This is a genomic window from Amycolatopsis echigonensis, assembly GCF_014174495.1.
Taxonomy (GTDB): domain Bacteria; phylum Actinomycetota; class Actinomycetes; order Mycobacteriales; family Pseudonocardiaceae; genus Amycolatopsis; species Amycolatopsis echigonensis.
In genome coordinates, this window is record NZ_JACJHR010000061.1 from 20,224 (window position 1) to 33,604 (window position 13,381).

Annotated in this window: 12 protein-coding genes; 7 read left to right on the forward strand and 5 right to left on the reverse strand. The window is 70.7% G+C overall.

Annotation, left to right across the window (positions count from 1 at the left end; genetic code table 11):
• The first annotated feature begins 3 nt into the window (after positions 1-3).
• On the forward strand, positions 4-1,518 hold the full coding sequence (locus H5411_RS32485) for an aldehyde dehydrogenase family protein (protein ID WP_101438452.1): 1,515 nt from the start codon (positions 4-6) through the stop codon (positions 1,516-1,518).
• Positions 1,519-1,541: 23 nt separating this feature from the next.
• On the opposite strand, the gene H5411_RS32490 is transcribed toward H5411_RS32485, so the two are convergent.
• The 3 genes from H5411_RS32490 to H5411_RS32500 all read right to left on the reverse strand — a co-directional run bounded on the left by H5411_RS32490 (position 1,542) and on the right by H5411_RS32500 (position 4,226).
• Positions 1,542-1,799 carry a hypothetical protein gene (locus tag H5411_RS32490; protein WP_143271451.1) on the reverse strand — a complete coding sequence of 86 codons (258 nt, stop codon included), beginning with the start codon at positions 1,797-1,799 and terminating at the stop codon, positions 1,542-1,544.
• 146 nt (positions 1,800-1,945) lie between these two features.
• Positions 1,946-3,103: an acyl-CoA dehydrogenase family protein gene (locus H5411_RS32495; protein ID WP_101438453.1), complete on the reverse strand. Its 1,158-nt coding sequence runs from the start codon at positions 3,101-3,103 to the stop codon at positions 1,946-1,948.
• A gap of 64 nt (positions 3,104-3,167) precedes the next feature.
• A complete protein-coding gene (locus H5411_RS32500) occupies positions 3,168-4,226 on the reverse strand; it encodes an alcohol dehydrogenase catalytic domain-containing protein (RefSeq protein WP_244194784.1) in 1,059 nt (352 codons plus the stop codon).
• A 116-nt stretch (positions 4,227-4,342) separates the two neighbouring features.
• On the opposite strand from H5411_RS32500, the gene H5411_RS32505 reads away from it, so the two are divergent.
• Entirely contained in the window at positions 4,343-6,331 is a 1,989-nt protein-coding gene (locus H5411_RS32505) for an alpha-ketoacid dehydrogenase subunit alpha/beta (RefSeq protein ID WP_101441159.1), read from the forward strand.
• A gap of 12 nt (positions 6,332-6,343) precedes the next feature.
• Here H5411_RS32505 and H5411_RS32510 read toward each other — a convergent pair whose 3' ends face one another.
• Both H5411_RS32510 and H5411_RS32515 read right to left on the reverse strand, forming a co-directional pair.
• Entirely contained in the window at positions 6,344-7,003 is a 660-nt protein-coding gene (locus tag H5411_RS32510) for a TetR/AcrR family transcriptional regulator (protein WP_101438454.1), read from the reverse strand.
• Positions 7,004-7,035: 32 nt separating this feature from the next.
• A complete protein-coding gene (locus H5411_RS32515) occupies positions 7,036-7,812 on the reverse strand; it encodes an enoyl-CoA hydratase/isomerase family protein (protein WP_101438455.1) in 777 nt (258 codons plus the stop codon).
• Between the two features lie 136 nt (positions 7,813-7,948).
• Here H5411_RS32515 and H5411_RS32520 point away from each other — a divergent pair, with 136 nt between their 5' ends.
• From H5411_RS32520 to H5411_RS32540, 5 genes are read left to right on the forward strand one after another with little or no spacing between them, the layout of a single operon-like run.
• Positions 7,949-8,215: a hypothetical protein gene (locus H5411_RS32520; protein WP_101438456.1), complete on the forward strand. Its 267-nt coding sequence runs from the start codon at positions 7,949-7,951 to the stop codon at positions 8,213-8,215.
• A 28-nt stretch (positions 8,216-8,243) separates the two neighbouring features.
• Positions 8,244-10,274: a hydantoinase/oxoprolinase family protein gene (locus tag H5411_RS32525; protein WP_101438457.1), complete on the forward strand. Its 2,031-nt coding sequence runs from the start codon at positions 8,244-8,246 to the stop codon at positions 10,272-10,274.
• A 3-nt stretch (positions 10,275-10,277) separates the two neighbouring features.
• Positions 10,278-12,206 carry a hydantoinase B/oxoprolinase family protein gene (locus H5411_RS32530; RefSeq protein WP_101438458.1) on the forward strand — a complete coding sequence of 643 codons (1,929 nt, stop codon included), beginning with the start codon at positions 10,278-10,280 and terminating at the stop codon, positions 12,204-12,206.
• A 10-nt stretch (positions 12,207-12,216) separates the two neighbouring features.
• Positions 12,217-12,615, forward strand: coding sequence for a carboxymuconolactone decarboxylase family protein (locus H5411_RS32535; RefSeq protein WP_101438459.1), 399 nt, complete (start codon positions 12,217-12,219; stop codon positions 12,613-12,615).
• Complete coding sequence (locus H5411_RS32540) at positions 12,612-13,370, forward strand: SDR family NAD(P)-dependent oxidoreductase (RefSeq protein WP_244194785.1); 759 nt, start codon at positions 12,612-12,614, stop codon at positions 13,368-13,370. Before H5411_RS32535 ends, H5411_RS32540 begins: the two co-directional genes overlap by 4 nt.
• Positions 13,371-13,381 lie beyond the last annotated feature (11 nt).

Consider the following 13,381-nt stretch of genomic DNA (forward strand, 5'->3'; position numbering starts at 1 on the left):
ACCGTGACCGCCGCCCTGACCACCGGACGAGACCCGCGCACCGGCGCCGCACTGCCCGGTGGGGAACCGCTGAGCGATGACGCCGCCGTCGAGCGGATCGTCGCCGCGGCGCAGGCCGCCGCACCCGCGCTCGACGCGCTCGGCCGCAGCGGCCGCGCCAGGCTGCTGCGCGCCTTCGGCCACGCCCTGGACAACCGACGCGACGACGTCGTGGCGATCGCCGACCGGGAGACCGCGCTCGGCGCGGCCCGGCTCGGGGGAGAGCTCACCCGGACGAGCTACCAGTTCACCTTCTTCGCCGACGTCCTCGAGGAGGGCAGCTACCTCGAGGCGACCGTCGACCACGCCGGCCCCACCCCGATGGGGCCGAGGCCCGACCTGCGCCGGATGCTCGTGCCGATCGGCCCGGTCGCGGTCTTCGGCGCGAGCAACTTCCCCCTCGCCTTCTCCGTCCCCGGCGGGGACACCGCGTCGGCGCTCGCCGCGGGCAACCCGGTCGTGGTCAAGGCCCACGGCTCGCACCCGGCCACCTCCCGGCTGGTCCACGACATCCTGCGGACGGCCGCCGCCGAGGCCGGCGCTCCCGAGGGCACGATCGGCATCGTCTTCGGCCGCACGGCCGGCGAAGCCCTGGTCCGCCACCCGGCGGTGCGGGCGGTGGGCTTCACCGGATCGCTCAGCGGCGGCCGGGCGCTGCTGGATGCGATCAACGGCCGCGACGACCCGATCCCCTTCTACGGCGAGCTGTCCAGCCTCAACGCCCTGGTCGTCACCGAGGCCGCCGCGGCCGGGCGGGCGGCCGAGATCGGCGCCGGGCTGGCCGCCTCGGTGACCGGGTCCGCGGGCCAGCTGTGCACCAAGCCGGGGCTCGTCCTGATCCCGGCCGGCGCCGCCGGGGACGCCGTGGTCGCCGCGGCGGCGCAGGGACTTGAGGGCACGGAGGTCGTGCCCCTGCTCAACGAGCGCATCCACGCCTCCTACCTCGCCGACACCGGCCGGCTCCGCGCTGCCACGGGGGTGTCCGCGGTGGCCGAGGGCGACGCCGAGCGGGGTGGCTTCCGGGTGGCTCCGTTGCTGGTCTCCGTCGAGGCGAGCCGTCTGCCGGAGCAGGCGCTCGCCGAGTACTTCGGCCCGGCGACGGTGCTCGTGCGCTACCGCACCGAGGACGAGCTCACGGCCGTGATCGGGCGCCTGCCGGCCTCGCTGACCGCGTCGGTGCACCTCGGCGCCCGGGAAACCGCGCCACGGTGGATCGGCGCGCTGCGGGACAGGGCCGGACGTCTGGTGTTCAACGGCTACCCGACGGGCGTCGCGGTCAGCTGGGCCCAGCACCACGGGGGACCGTGGCCGGCCACCAACAGCCTGTTCACCTCGGTCGGGGCGACCGCGATCCGCCGGTTCCTGCGGCCGGTGACCTGGCAGGACGCCCCCGGGCAGGCACTGCCCGATGAGCTGCGCGACCACCCCGCCCGCCCGGTGCCCCGCAGGGTGGACGGCGTGCTGCGGCTACCCGGCTGACCCGGCCACGCAGGCCGGGTTCCTCAGCGGAACCGGCTCCCGCCGTCCGCCACCGGGGCGGAGACACCTGGCCCGGCCGCGCCCTCGGGTACTGCCGTCCACGAGCCGAGCGCGTCCACCGGCGGCGACGCGGGCAGGCCGGATCGAAATCGGGTCTCGATCGGCGCAGAGGTCGGCATGTGGGCGACCGGGGCCGGCTGCTCGCGGGCCAGGTCCGTCGCCTGGCTCGCCAGCTTGCGTTCCGGCTGCCGGTGAGTCCGCGATCGCGGAACTACCCTCATCGGCCATCTGGGGAAATCGGGCGCGATGGTCGATGGGTGAGTGGTCCGCCGTTCGCGCGTCGCGAGCATGACTGGCGTGAAACAGACCGGGCGACGTCGCTTGGTTCGTCGCCGCCCGGTCGGTACTTGGTTGTGGGCTCCGCGGCTCAGCTTGTGCTGCGGGTGAGTGCCCGGGCGATGACGTTGCGCTGGACTTCGCTGGTGCCTTCGCCGATCTCCAGGATCTTGGCGTCGGCGTAGAAGCGGGAGATGGTGGATTCGCGGATGAAGCCGTAGCCGCCGTGGATCTGTACGCTTTCGCTGGCCGCGCGGTTCGCCACTTCGGACGCGTACAGCTTCGCCATCGCCGCGGCGGTGCCGAAGGGGCGGCCCTGGTCGGCGAGCCAGGCGGCGTTGTAGACCAGCCAGCGGGCCGCGGCGATTTCGGTCGCCATGTCGGCGAGTTTGTGGCCCACGGCTTGGAAGCTGTGCAGCGGCCGGCCGAACTGCTCGCGTTCACCGGCGTGGCGGACGGCGAGGTCGAGGGCCTTCTGGGCGAGGGACAGCGACAGGGCGGCGACGCTGATCCGGCCACCGTCGAGGACTTCGAGGAACTGGCGGAGTCCGTTGCCTTCTTCGCCGATCATGTGGTCGTCGCCGATCCAGCAGTCGGTGAAGACCAGTTCGCGGGTGTCGAGCGCGTGCCAGCCCAGTTTTTTCAGCGGCTGGCCCTTTGCGTAGCCGTCGGTGCCGTCGGGGACGAAGAAGGTGCCGAAGCGCTTCGAGCCATTCGAGTTTTCGCCGGTGACGGCCAGGACAGTCACGCCGAGGCTCATCTCGGTGCCGGCGTTGCTGATGAACATCTTGGTGCCGTCCAGCACCCAGCCGCCGTCGACCCGGCGGGCCCGGGTCCGGATCCCCGCGGCGTCGGAGCCCGCGGTCGGTTCGGTCAGGCCGAACGCGCCGAGTGCCTCGCCCTCGGCGAGCGGGCGCAGCCAGCGTTCCTTCTGCTCGTGGGTGCCGAACGTGGCGAGCGGGAGAGCGGCGATGGTCGAGTGCGCGTTCCAGGCGGAGGCCACCGACTGGTCGGCCGCGCCGAACTCCTCCATGGCGGCGACGTAGGAGACGAACCCGGCGTCCGCGCCGCCGTACTTCTCGTCCACCAGCATGCCCATCAGCCCGAGCTCGCCGAGCCGGCGGAAAACGCCGGCCGGGAACTCGCAGCGTTCGGACCAGTCGGCGGCGAAGGGGGCGATCTCCTTGGCCGCGAAGTCCCGGCAGAGCTGCTTCAGTGCGAGGGTCTCTTCGGGCAGGTCGAAGTCCATCAGTCCTCCATGCGGTGTCGTGCGGCCCCGGGAGGCTGCGTGGGGTCGGTCGTGTTCGGCGGCATCAGGGCCGCCCGGGTTCGAGGAGGATCTTGAGGTGGTTGCCGCGATCGGCGGCCAGCTCGGCGAAGGCGTCCGCGCCCGCGGAGAGGGGGCGCACCCCGGTGAGCAACGGGGTGGCGTCGAGCCGTCCGGTGGCCATGAGGTCCAGGACGCGGGGGATGTCGTGGTTGTAGCCGAGCGAGCCGAGGATGGTGCGTTCGAACGGGACGATCTGGGTGATCGGCAGGGCCGTCTCGGCGCCGCTGATCCCGCAGAGCACGGCTCGTCCGCCGCGGCGGACGGTCGTCACCGCCAGCTGGACCAGTTCCGGGCGGCCGGTGGCTTCGACCACGACGTCGGGGCCGACCCGGCCGGTGCGCAGGAACACCTCGCGCCGCACGTCGGTGGTGGCCGGGTCGTAGACCTCGGTGGCGCCCAGTTCGGCGGCGGTGCGGGCGCGCGCGTGCACCGGCTCGCTGACGTAGATCCCAGCGGCGCCGGCGAGCTTCGCGGCCAGCAGCGCGGCGACGCCAATGGGGCCGGCGCCGAGCAGCAGCACGTTGTCGCCGGGCTGGACGGTCGTTCGCCGGATGGCGTGCAGGCCGACGGCCAGCGGCTCGGCGAGCGCGGCGAGCTGGTCGGAGACGCCGTCGGGGATCGGGACGAGGCCCTCGACGGGGACCGTGGCGTGCGAAGCGAAGCCGCCGTCGGAGGCCAGGCCGACCGAGCCGCCCTTCGCGCAGATGTGGTACTCGCCGTGCAGGCACCAGCGGCAGACGCCGCAGCGAAGGCAGGGGTCGACCGCGACGCGGGTGCCGACTTCGATCCCGGGCACGGGAGAGCCGAGCGCGACGACGGTGCCGCTCATCTCGTGCCCGAGGGTGATCGGCGGCTTCACGCCGGTGAGGGGATGGGCGCCGGTCCGGATGAGGTTGGGTCCGTGGACGAACTCGTGCAGGTCCGTGCCGCAGATCCCGCAGAACGACACGGCGATGACCGCCTGCCCTGGCTTCGGTGCTGCCGGAGCACCCACATCGTCCAGGCACAGCTTGCCCTTCGCGTGCCAGCGCAACGCCTGCACGCCGATCACCTCCGACCGCGAGTTGTTTTTTCGACCAATCGGTACAAGAATCGTCGTTCCCGGCGCGATGTCAAGAGGCCGGGCGGAAATCGATGGACGGCAAGGGCAGGAGCGCGATGACTTCCACCCGGGTGAGCGACCTGGCAACGGCTTTCGACGGTGAGCCGGACACACTGGTGGGGATGTACCGGCGGATGCGGCTGATCCGGCAGTTCGAGGACCGCGCGTCCCGGCTGTACCGGAACAACGAGATCCCCGGCTTCCTGCACCTGTCGATCGGGCAGGAGGCGTCGGCGGTCGGCGCCTGCTGGCCGCTGGACGACCGTGACGTGATCACCTCGACCCACCGCGGGCACGGGCACTGCATCGCCAAGGGGATCGACGTCGAGGGTATGTTCGCGGAGCTCATGGGCAAGGAGACCGGCACGTGCCGCGGGCGTGGCGGCTCGATGCACATCGCCGATCCGCGGCGCGGGGTGTTCGGCGCCAACGGCATCGTCGCGGCCGGCGTGCCGATCGCGGTCGGTGCCGCGACCGCCGCCCAGCTGCGCGGTGACGGCGGCGTCGCCCTGGCGTTCTTCGGCGACGGCGCCGTGGCCCAGGGCATGTTCCACGAGGCCGCCAACCTGGCCTCGGTGTGGCAGCTGCCGGTGATCTTCTTCTGCGAGAACAACAAGTACGCCGAGTTCTCCCCGATCGCGACGCAGACGCGGGCTTCGCTCGCCGACCGCGCGCCCGGCTACGCGATGGATTTCCATCAGGTCGACGGCAACGACGTCGTCGCCGTGGCCGACCTCGTCCGGCGCCTTGCCGGTGACCTGCGAGCGGGAGCCGGCCCGGTGATGGTCGAGGCCGAGACCTACCGGTGGCACGGTCACTACGAGGGCGACCCGCTGAAGTACCGGGACCCCGGCGAACTGGCCGAGTGGAAGGAACGCGATCCGCTGGTCCGGCTGGCCGCCCGGTTGCGGGAGCTGGGCGAGGACCCGGCGGTGGTCGACGCGGCCGTCGACGCCGAGATCGACGCCGCCGTGGAGAAGGCCCGCGCCGCCGCCCAGCCCGCCGAGGAGACGCTGCACCACTTCGTGGGTGTCCCGCGCGAACCGGTGCCCGAGCCGGCCGAAGCGACCGGCGAGGTCTTCCGGACGATGGATGCGGTCCACGACGCACTCGAGCACGAGCTGGAGACCGACGGCTCGGTGTTCCTGGCCGGGATCGACGTCGGCGCCGGTGGCAACGTGTTCGGCCTGACCAGGGGCCTGGCCGGGAAGTTCCCGGGCCGGGTCCGCGACACGCCGATTTCGGAAAGCGCGATCATCGGCGCGGCCGTCGGCGCGGCCATGGCGGGGCTGCGCCCGGTCGTGGAGGTCATGTACTTCGACTTCATCGGCGTCTGCCTCGACCAGCTGATGAACCAGGCGGCCAAGCTGCGGTTCATGACCGGCGGCGCGGTCAGTCTGCCGATGGTGGTCCGCACCCAGTTCGGTGCCGGGAAGTCCTCGGGCAGCCAGCACTCGCAGAGCCTCGAGGCCCTGCTCGCGCACATCCCCGGCCTGACCGTCGTGATGCCCTCGACGCCGGCGGACACCTACGGGCTGCTGCGTGCCGCGATCCGCGACCCCAACCCGGTCGTGTTCATCGAGAACCGCCTGATGTACGGGCGCAAGGGCCCGCAGCCGCCGGCGTCGCACCTGATCCCGCTGGGCAAGGCCGCGATCCGCCGGGCCGGCACCGATGTCACGCTGGTCTCGTACTCGAAGCTGGTGCACGACTGCGCCGACGTCGCCGAGGAGCTGGCCGCCGAGGGCATCAGCGTCGAGCTCATCGACCTGCGGACGATCGCGCCGCTGGACACCGAGACGGTGCTGCGCTCGCTCGCCAAGACCGGGCGGCTGGTCGTCGCGCACCAGGCGGTGGGCGAGTTCGGCGTCGGCGCGGAACTGGCCGCGGTGGCCGCCCGTGAGGGGTTCTGGACGCTGGACGCCCCGGTCATCCGGCTGGGCGCGGAGCGGACCCCGGCGCCGTACAGCCCGTCGCTGGAGCGCGTGTGGCTGCCCTCGAAGGACGCGATTGCCGCGGCGGTGCGGGAGGCTGCCGGCGCCTGAGCGGGCGTGGCCTCAGGCGGAGGAGCGGTCGCGGTAGTCCGCGAGCCGTTTCTCCAGCCCGGCCACGTCGTAGCCGCTGTTGCAGAACCCCGAGAAGAGTGTTGCGCAGTACTCGCGCGACAGGAACTCCGCGTCCCACTGGCCGTCACGATGCGCCCACTGGTAGGTGTGGTTGTGCAGGTTGAGGAACTGCAACATGGCCAGCCGGGGGTCGAGGCGGCGGAACGCCCCGGACTCCATCGCCTCGGCCAGCAGATCCAGCACGATCTTCTCGAACTCCCGGCGCTGCCGCAGCAGGCGGGCCCGGTTGGCGCCGCGCAGGTGCCGGTAGTCGTGCTCGTAGACCCAGATGTGGTCGAGCCGGGCGAGGATGTTCCCGAGCAACGTCTCCGACAGCAGCCGCAGGCGCAGCACCGGGTCCTCGTCGAGCGCGGCGATCTGCCGGGCCGCGGTCAGCAGCGGCCCCAGGACCCGGTCCTGGATCTCGACGAGCAGGTTCTCCTTCGAGCCGATGTAGTAGTACAGCGCGCCCTTGGCGAGGCCGGCGACCTGTCCCAGCTCCGCGATGCCGGTGGCGGCGTAGCCGTGTTTGGCGAACAGCGCGGCGGCCTGGTCGATGATCTCCTGGCGCTTGATCTCGTAGCCGGGCCCGTGCCCCGGTGGTCTCGGCATCGTTCCCCTCCGTCGGTGACAGGTTGTTCACTTTAGGCGGGATCACCGAACCTCGCCTTGCCCGGTCCGTGCTGCAGGAACGATGCCATGCCCGTGTCCCGGTCGGTCGTCGCGAACAGACCGGCGATCAACGAGCGCTCCAGCGCCAGCCCGCCCGCGATCGGCAGGTCGATCCCCTGGTCGACCGCCTCCTTGATGGCCTGGATCGCGAATCGGGGGCCGGCTGCGAGCTCGTGTGCGAAGCCGAGCGCTGCCTCGTAGGGATCCTCCGCGAGCCGGTCCACAATGCCCAGGTCCAGGGCTTCTTGCGCGGGTACCCGCCGCCCGGTCATCATCAGTTCCTTCGCCTTGCCTCGCCCGACCAGCCGGGTCAGGCGTTGCGTCCCGCCGGAGCCGGGGATGATCCCCAGCAGGACCTCGGGCAGCCCGAGGACGGCGTCTTCGGCGGCGATCCGGAAGTCGGCGGTGAGGGCGAGTTCCATCCCGCCGCCCAGCGCGTAGCCGGTGACGGCCGCGACGACCGGCACCGGCAGTTCGGCGAACCGCGTGAACGTCTGCTGCAACGCCCGGTTCCAGCCGGTGATGTCCTCGAAGCCGAATGCCGCGAGCTGCTTGATGTCCGCGCCCGCGGCGAAGCACCGTGGACCGCCGTAGAGCACCACGGCGTGGACTCCGGGATCGGCCTCGAGCGTGGCGGCCGCATCGGCCAGCGCGCGCTGCATCCCCGTGTCGAACGCGTTCAGTGGTGGCGCGTCCAGGCGGACGGTCGCCACGCGGTCCGCGATCTCCAGCTGTACCGGTGTCGTCATCGCCGAAGCTCCCCTTCTCACCCGGTCCGGGCTTGTCAGGCCGCAGCCGGAGACCTACAGTGCTCACCATCACGGTTTCGTAGACCGATTGGTACACGAAACTCGCCAGCGGCACAACACACCGGAGTGATGGCCCATGGATGCAGTCGAAACACCCGTCCCGGAGGGACTCGCGGTCACCCGGGAGGAAGTCACGGCGGACGAGCTGGCGGCGCTGGGCGTCGACCTCGAACGCGATTTCCCGGGTTCTTCAGCGGCCGACTTCCGCCGCTACCCCGTGCTGACCGAAGGCGGCTGGTTCACCGTCGTCAAGCACCAGAAGACGCTCGAATCGGTGAGCCGTGAACGCGGGCCGCTGCTCGGCCCGATCGTGCTGACCTCGGACGGCCTCGACGTCTACTGACCACCACTTGCGAAAGGCGGGAAGTTTCATGATCGGAGTAGACGTCGGAGGCACGTTCACGGACGTGGTGGCGATCGCGGACGGAGAGATCCGCACGGTCAAGGTGTCCACGGACGTGCGCACGACCGAACGCGGTGTGCTGCGCGGCGCCGAGGAAATCGGGGTCGCGGATTCCGCGGTCTTCAACCACGCGAGCACGCACGGCTTGAACGCGATCATCACGCGCCGGCTGCCGAAGATCGCGTTCCTGACCACGTTGGGACACCGGGACATCCTCGACATCGGCCGCACGTGGCGACCGGTGGAGGGCCTGATGAACCCGTCGTGGCGCCGCTCCTACGGCGACGCGAACCAACCTCTGGTGCCGCGTTATCTGCGGCGCGGGATCCGGGAGCGCCTCACCGCCGACGGCGGCATCCTGATCCAGCTCGACGAAGACCACGCTCGCGAGGAACTGCGGATCCTGCGTGGCTGCAACGTCGAAGGCGTCGCGATCTGCTTGATCAACGCCTACGTCAACAACCACCACGAAGAACGCCTGCGCCAGCTCGTGCACGAAGAGCTGGGCGACATCCCGGTCTCCATCTCCAGCGAAGTTTCCCCGCTGGCCAAGGAGTTCGCCCGCGCATCGACCACCGTGGTCGACGTGTTCATGCGGCTGACCTACGACGAGTACACCCGCCGGCTCGACTCCGGTCTGCAGGAGCTGGGCTTCACCGGCGACCTCAACTTCGCCGACTGCGCCGCCCAGCTGGTGCGCTCCGACGTCGCGATGGAACACCCCTTCCGCATCGTCTTCGCCGGCCCCGCGGCCGGCACCGTGTCCAGCGCCCACTTCGGCAGCCTGATCGGCGCGGGCAACCTGCTGTGCGCCGACGTGGGCGGAACTTCGTGCGACATCAGCATGGTCACCGAGGGGCGTCCGTTCGTGAACACGACGTTCGAGCTCGAGCACGACCTGATCGTGAACGCGCTGTCGAACGAGATCTCGAGCATCGGCGCCGGCGGCGGCAGTCTCGTCACGATCAACGCGGCGGGCGAGCTGAAAGTGGGCCCGGGCAGCGCCGGTGCCGACCCCGGCCCGGCCTGCTACGGACTCGGCGGGACCCAGCCCACGACCACCGACACCTGCCTGCTGATGGGCATCATCGACCCGGACGGCTTCGCCGGTGGCCGGATGAAGCTGAACCCGGACCTGTCCCGGCAGGCCTTCGACGCGCTGGACTCCAAGCTGTCGTTCGACCAGCGGGTCAGCTACGCGTTCAACATCGGTATCAACAACATTGCCGAGGGTGTCGTCAACATCGCCATCCAGCACGGCGTCGACCCGCGCGACTACAGCCTCGTCGCGTTCGGCGCGGCCGGACCGATGCTGCTGCCCGCGGTGCTCGACCTGGTGCACGCGGCCGAGGTCATCGTGCCCCCGCACCCCGGTCTGTTCTCCGCCCTCGGCCTGGTCAGCTCGGACCTGGTCTACGCCGACAGCCGCAGCGCCTACACACTGCTCACCGCCGAGGCGGCCGAACAGGTCGACAAGGTCTACCACTCGATGGAGGAGCGGCTCCGCGAACGGCTGCAGGAGAAGGACCGCGGCAACGTCACCTTCGTCCGCAGCTTCGACGGCCGCCTCGCCGGCCAGACCTGGGAGACGCCGTTCGTCGGCGTGCCCGACGGCGAGATCGACGCCGACGCGATCGCGACGATGGTCGCCAACTTCCACGACGCCTACGCGGAACGCTCCGGCAACCGCTTCGAGGCGCTGCCCGTGCAGGGTGTCACCTACCGGGTCCAGGCGGTCGTGCGGGCCGACAAGGTCGAGTACCCGACGCTGCCCGAGCGCCCGGCCGGCGAGTCCGCCGAGCCGACCCGCACCCTGCCGATCCGCTACCTCACCGACGAGGTCCTCGACGCCGGTGAGTACCAGCGCAGCGACCTGCGGGCCGGTGACCGGGTCCCCGGCCCCGCGGTGATCCGCGAACCGCTGTCCACCACGTTCCTCGTCCCCGGTCAGGTCGCGACCGTCGGGGCCCACGGCGAGCTGCGCATCCGGAAGGCGTGAACCATGACTTCTCTCAAGGACCTCGACGACGCCCAGTTCACCGAGCTCTACGGCTCCGACCGGTTCACCGCGTCGGTGCTGGCGAGCCGGATGCGGTACATCGTGCAGCACATGTGCACGGGCCTGCTGAACAACGCGTTCTCGCTCATCCTGCGCGACTGGTACGACTTCGCGGCCACGATCTCCGGCCCGCCGGAGCAGAACTACCCGATGTCGTCGGTGAGCAACAGCCTCGCGATGTTCCTCGGCACCATGTCCGAAGCCGTGCGCAACACCATCGAGGAGTACGGCCCGGAGAACCTCAACCCGGGTGACGTGGTGATCTGCAACGATCCGTACCGCGCGGGCAACCACGTCAACGACGTCTGCTTCATCCGCCCCGTCTTCCACGAGGACAAGCTGATCTCGTTCGTCACCCTGCGGGCCCACCAGCTCGACATGGGCGGCGTCGTGCCGGCCGGGTTCAGCGGTACGAAGCGCAATGTCTACGAGAACGGTCTCGTGATCGCGCCGACGCTGCTCTACCGCGACAACAAGCCGGTCAAGTCGGCGTTCAACCTGATCTTCGACAACGCCCGCTTCTGCGCGCTGCTGCTGCCGGACATCAAGACGATCTACCAGAACCTCCTGCTCGGCGAGCAGCTGATCCTGGAAAGCGTCGAGCGCTACGGCGTCGACGCCTACCTCGGCGCCGTCCGCTACGCCACCGACGTCTCGGCCGAGTCGATGCGGACCGCACTGGCCGGGCTGCCCGACGGCGTCTACGAGGCCGAGGAAGGCATCGACTGCGACGGGGTCGACGACTCGATCGAGTACCGGATCCGCCTGAAGATCACCAAGGCCGCCGACCGGATGGAACTCGACTTCAGCGGCACCTCACCGCAGGCCCGCACCAGCATCAACGCGGGCATCCTCGACACCAAGACCGCGGTCGGTGTCGCGCTGAAGTTCCTCGTCGACCCGGCCACGCCGTTCACTTCCGGGGCGTATCGGCCGATCGACATCGTGCTGCCCGCCGGCACGTTCATCAGCGCCACGCCACCGGACGGCGCTGTGTTCCTGTACTGGGAGAGCACCGGCCCGGTGCTGCTGGCGGTGTTCCGCGCACTCGAGAAGGCGCTGGGCCGCAAGGCGGTCGGTGGCGACTACGGCTCGCTGAACATCCACAACGCCAACGGCGTGCTCGCCGACGGGACCCCGTGGGTCACCACCGCCCAGTGCGGTGGCGAGCACGGGCCGTGGGGCGCGACCGAGGCCGGAGACGCCGACAGTTACTCCGTCGTCTACCAGGCCAACAACCTCGACCCGGCGACGGAAGCCATCGAGTCCGAGGTGCCCGCCGTCGTGCTGCGCAAGGAGTACGTGCCCGACAGCTCCGGCGCCGGGGAGAACCGTGGCGGCGCGGCCGTTCTCAAAGACACGCTGTACCTGACCGCGGCGGAGCACTGGTCGAGCCCGCTGCACACCAAGTCCGCCAGCGGCGTGGGCGTCTACGGCGGGCGGGCCGGTGCGCTCGGCGCGACGTGGGTGTTCGACCCGGACTACAAGAACGTGCCGAAGGACAAGGACCTCATCGGCACCGGCCCCGAGGTCTACGCCGGCTCGACGCCGGTGGCCGGGATGCTGGACCCGCGGACCAGGACGGTCGACCCCGGTGGTGAGTACTTCTACTTCGCCAGCACCCCGGTCTGGCACACCAAGCCGAACGCGGTGTTCCGCTACCTCACCAACGGTGGCGGCGGCTGGGGCTCACCGCTGCAGCGCAGCCCCGAGCGCGTCTGTCGCGACGTGCGCGACGAGTACGTGACGATCGAAGGCGCCTACCGCGACTACGGCGTCGTCATCACCGGCGACCCGCACGGCGACCCCGAAGGCCTGAAGATCGATCACGACGCGACCGCCGAGCGCCGCGCCGAGATGGCCGCGAAGTAAGGAGGATCGGGTGTCCGACAACGGAACAGATGTCGCCCGCCAGAACGCATTGCGCGACGCGTTCATCAAAGAGCGCGGCTATTGGAACCCCTTCTGGGAGGGGTTGCTGAGCCTCGATCCCGACTTCTTCGACGCCTACCGCGAGTTCTCGGCCGTGCCGTGGCGCAAGGGCGTTCTGGAACCGAAGATCAAGGAACTGATCTACACCGCGATCGACGCGTCCACGACCCACCTGTACGAGCCGGGGTTGCGCCAGCACATCCGCAACGCGCTCGGTTACGGCGCCACCAAGGAAGAGATCATGGAGGTGCTGGAACTGACGAGTGTGCTCGGCATCCACACCTGCACCCTCGGCGTGCCCGTGCTGATGGAGGAGCTGGCCGCTCACGAGCAGCAGAAGGCGACGTGACGCCCGGTGTTCTCGACCCGCGCGGCCCGGCCTCCCTGGCCGGGCAGCGTGCGGTCGTCACCGGGGCCGCGCGCGGGATCGGCAGCCGGGTTGCCGTCGAACTCGCCCTCGCCGGAGCCCACGTCACGGCGCTGGACCGGCACGACCCGGCCGGCACCGTCGCCGAAATCACCGAGCTCGGCGGCAGCGCGGCCGGCCTGCAGGCCGACATCACCGATCGCGAAGCCATCGCCACCGCGATGGCCGAGGCCGCCGGGCCACCGCGGCGGCTCGACGCGCTGGTGACCTGCGCCGCGGTCTACGGCGAGACCGTCGCGCTGGACGAGCTGTCCGAGTCCGAAGTGGACCTCGTGCTCGGCGTGAACATCAAGGGCACACTGTGGTGCATCAATGGTGCGCTGCCGTTCCTGCGAGGGCACGATTCGCGAGTGGTGTGCATCGGCTCGGTGGCGGGCAAAGTCGGGGGCGTGCTGGCCGGGCCGCACTACGTGGCCAGCAAGGGCGCCGTGCACGCGGTCGTGAAGTGGCTCGCCAAGACCGAAGCCGGCAACGGAATCCTGGCCAACGCCGTCGCCCCCGGCGTCGTCGACACCGAGATGATCCGCGGCAAGGGGTATTCCGACGACTACAACCCGCTGGGCCGGCTGGCCCGGCCCGAGGAGATCGCCCGGGTGGCGGCCTTCCTCGCCTCGCCGGCGGCCAGTTACATGACCGGCGCGGTCGTGGACGTCAACGGTGGCTATGCGATGGGCTGAGGCCCGAAGAA

What these genes read in the sequence shown, in the direction of transcription:
- H5411_RS32490 (WP_143271451.1), bottom strand. Translation starts at nt 1,799, where the DNA reads ATGAGGGTAGTTCCGCGATCGCGGACTCACCGGCAGCCGGAACGCAAG.
- H5411_RS32495 (WP_101438453.1), bottom strand. Translation starts at nt 3,103, where the DNA reads ATGGACTTCGACCTGCCCGAAGAGACCCTCGCACTGAAGCAGCTCTGC.
- H5411_RS32505 (WP_101441159.1), top strand. Translation starts at nt 4,343, where the DNA reads ATGACTTCCACCCGGGTGAGCGACCTGGCAACGGCTTTCGACGGTGAG.
- H5411_RS32510 (WP_101438454.1), bottom strand. Translation starts at nt 7,003, where the DNA reads ATGCCGAGACCACCGGGGCACGGGCCCGGCTACGAGATCAAGCGCCAG.
- H5411_RS32515 (WP_101438455.1), bottom strand. Translation starts at nt 7,812, where the DNA reads ATGACGACACCGGTACAGCTGGAGATCGCGGACCGCGTGGCGACCGTC.
- H5411_RS32520 (WP_101438456.1), top strand. Translation starts at nt 7,949, where the DNA reads ATGGATGCAGTCGAAACACCCGTCCCGGAGGGACTCGCGGTCACCCGG.
- H5411_RS32525 (WP_101438457.1), top strand. Translation starts at nt 8,244, where the DNA reads ATGATCGGAGTAGACGTCGGAGGCACGTTCACGGACGTGGTGGCGATC.
- H5411_RS32530 (WP_101438458.1), top strand. Translation starts at nt 10,278, where the DNA reads ATGACTTCTCTCAAGGACCTCGACGACGCCCAGTTCACCGAGCTCTAC.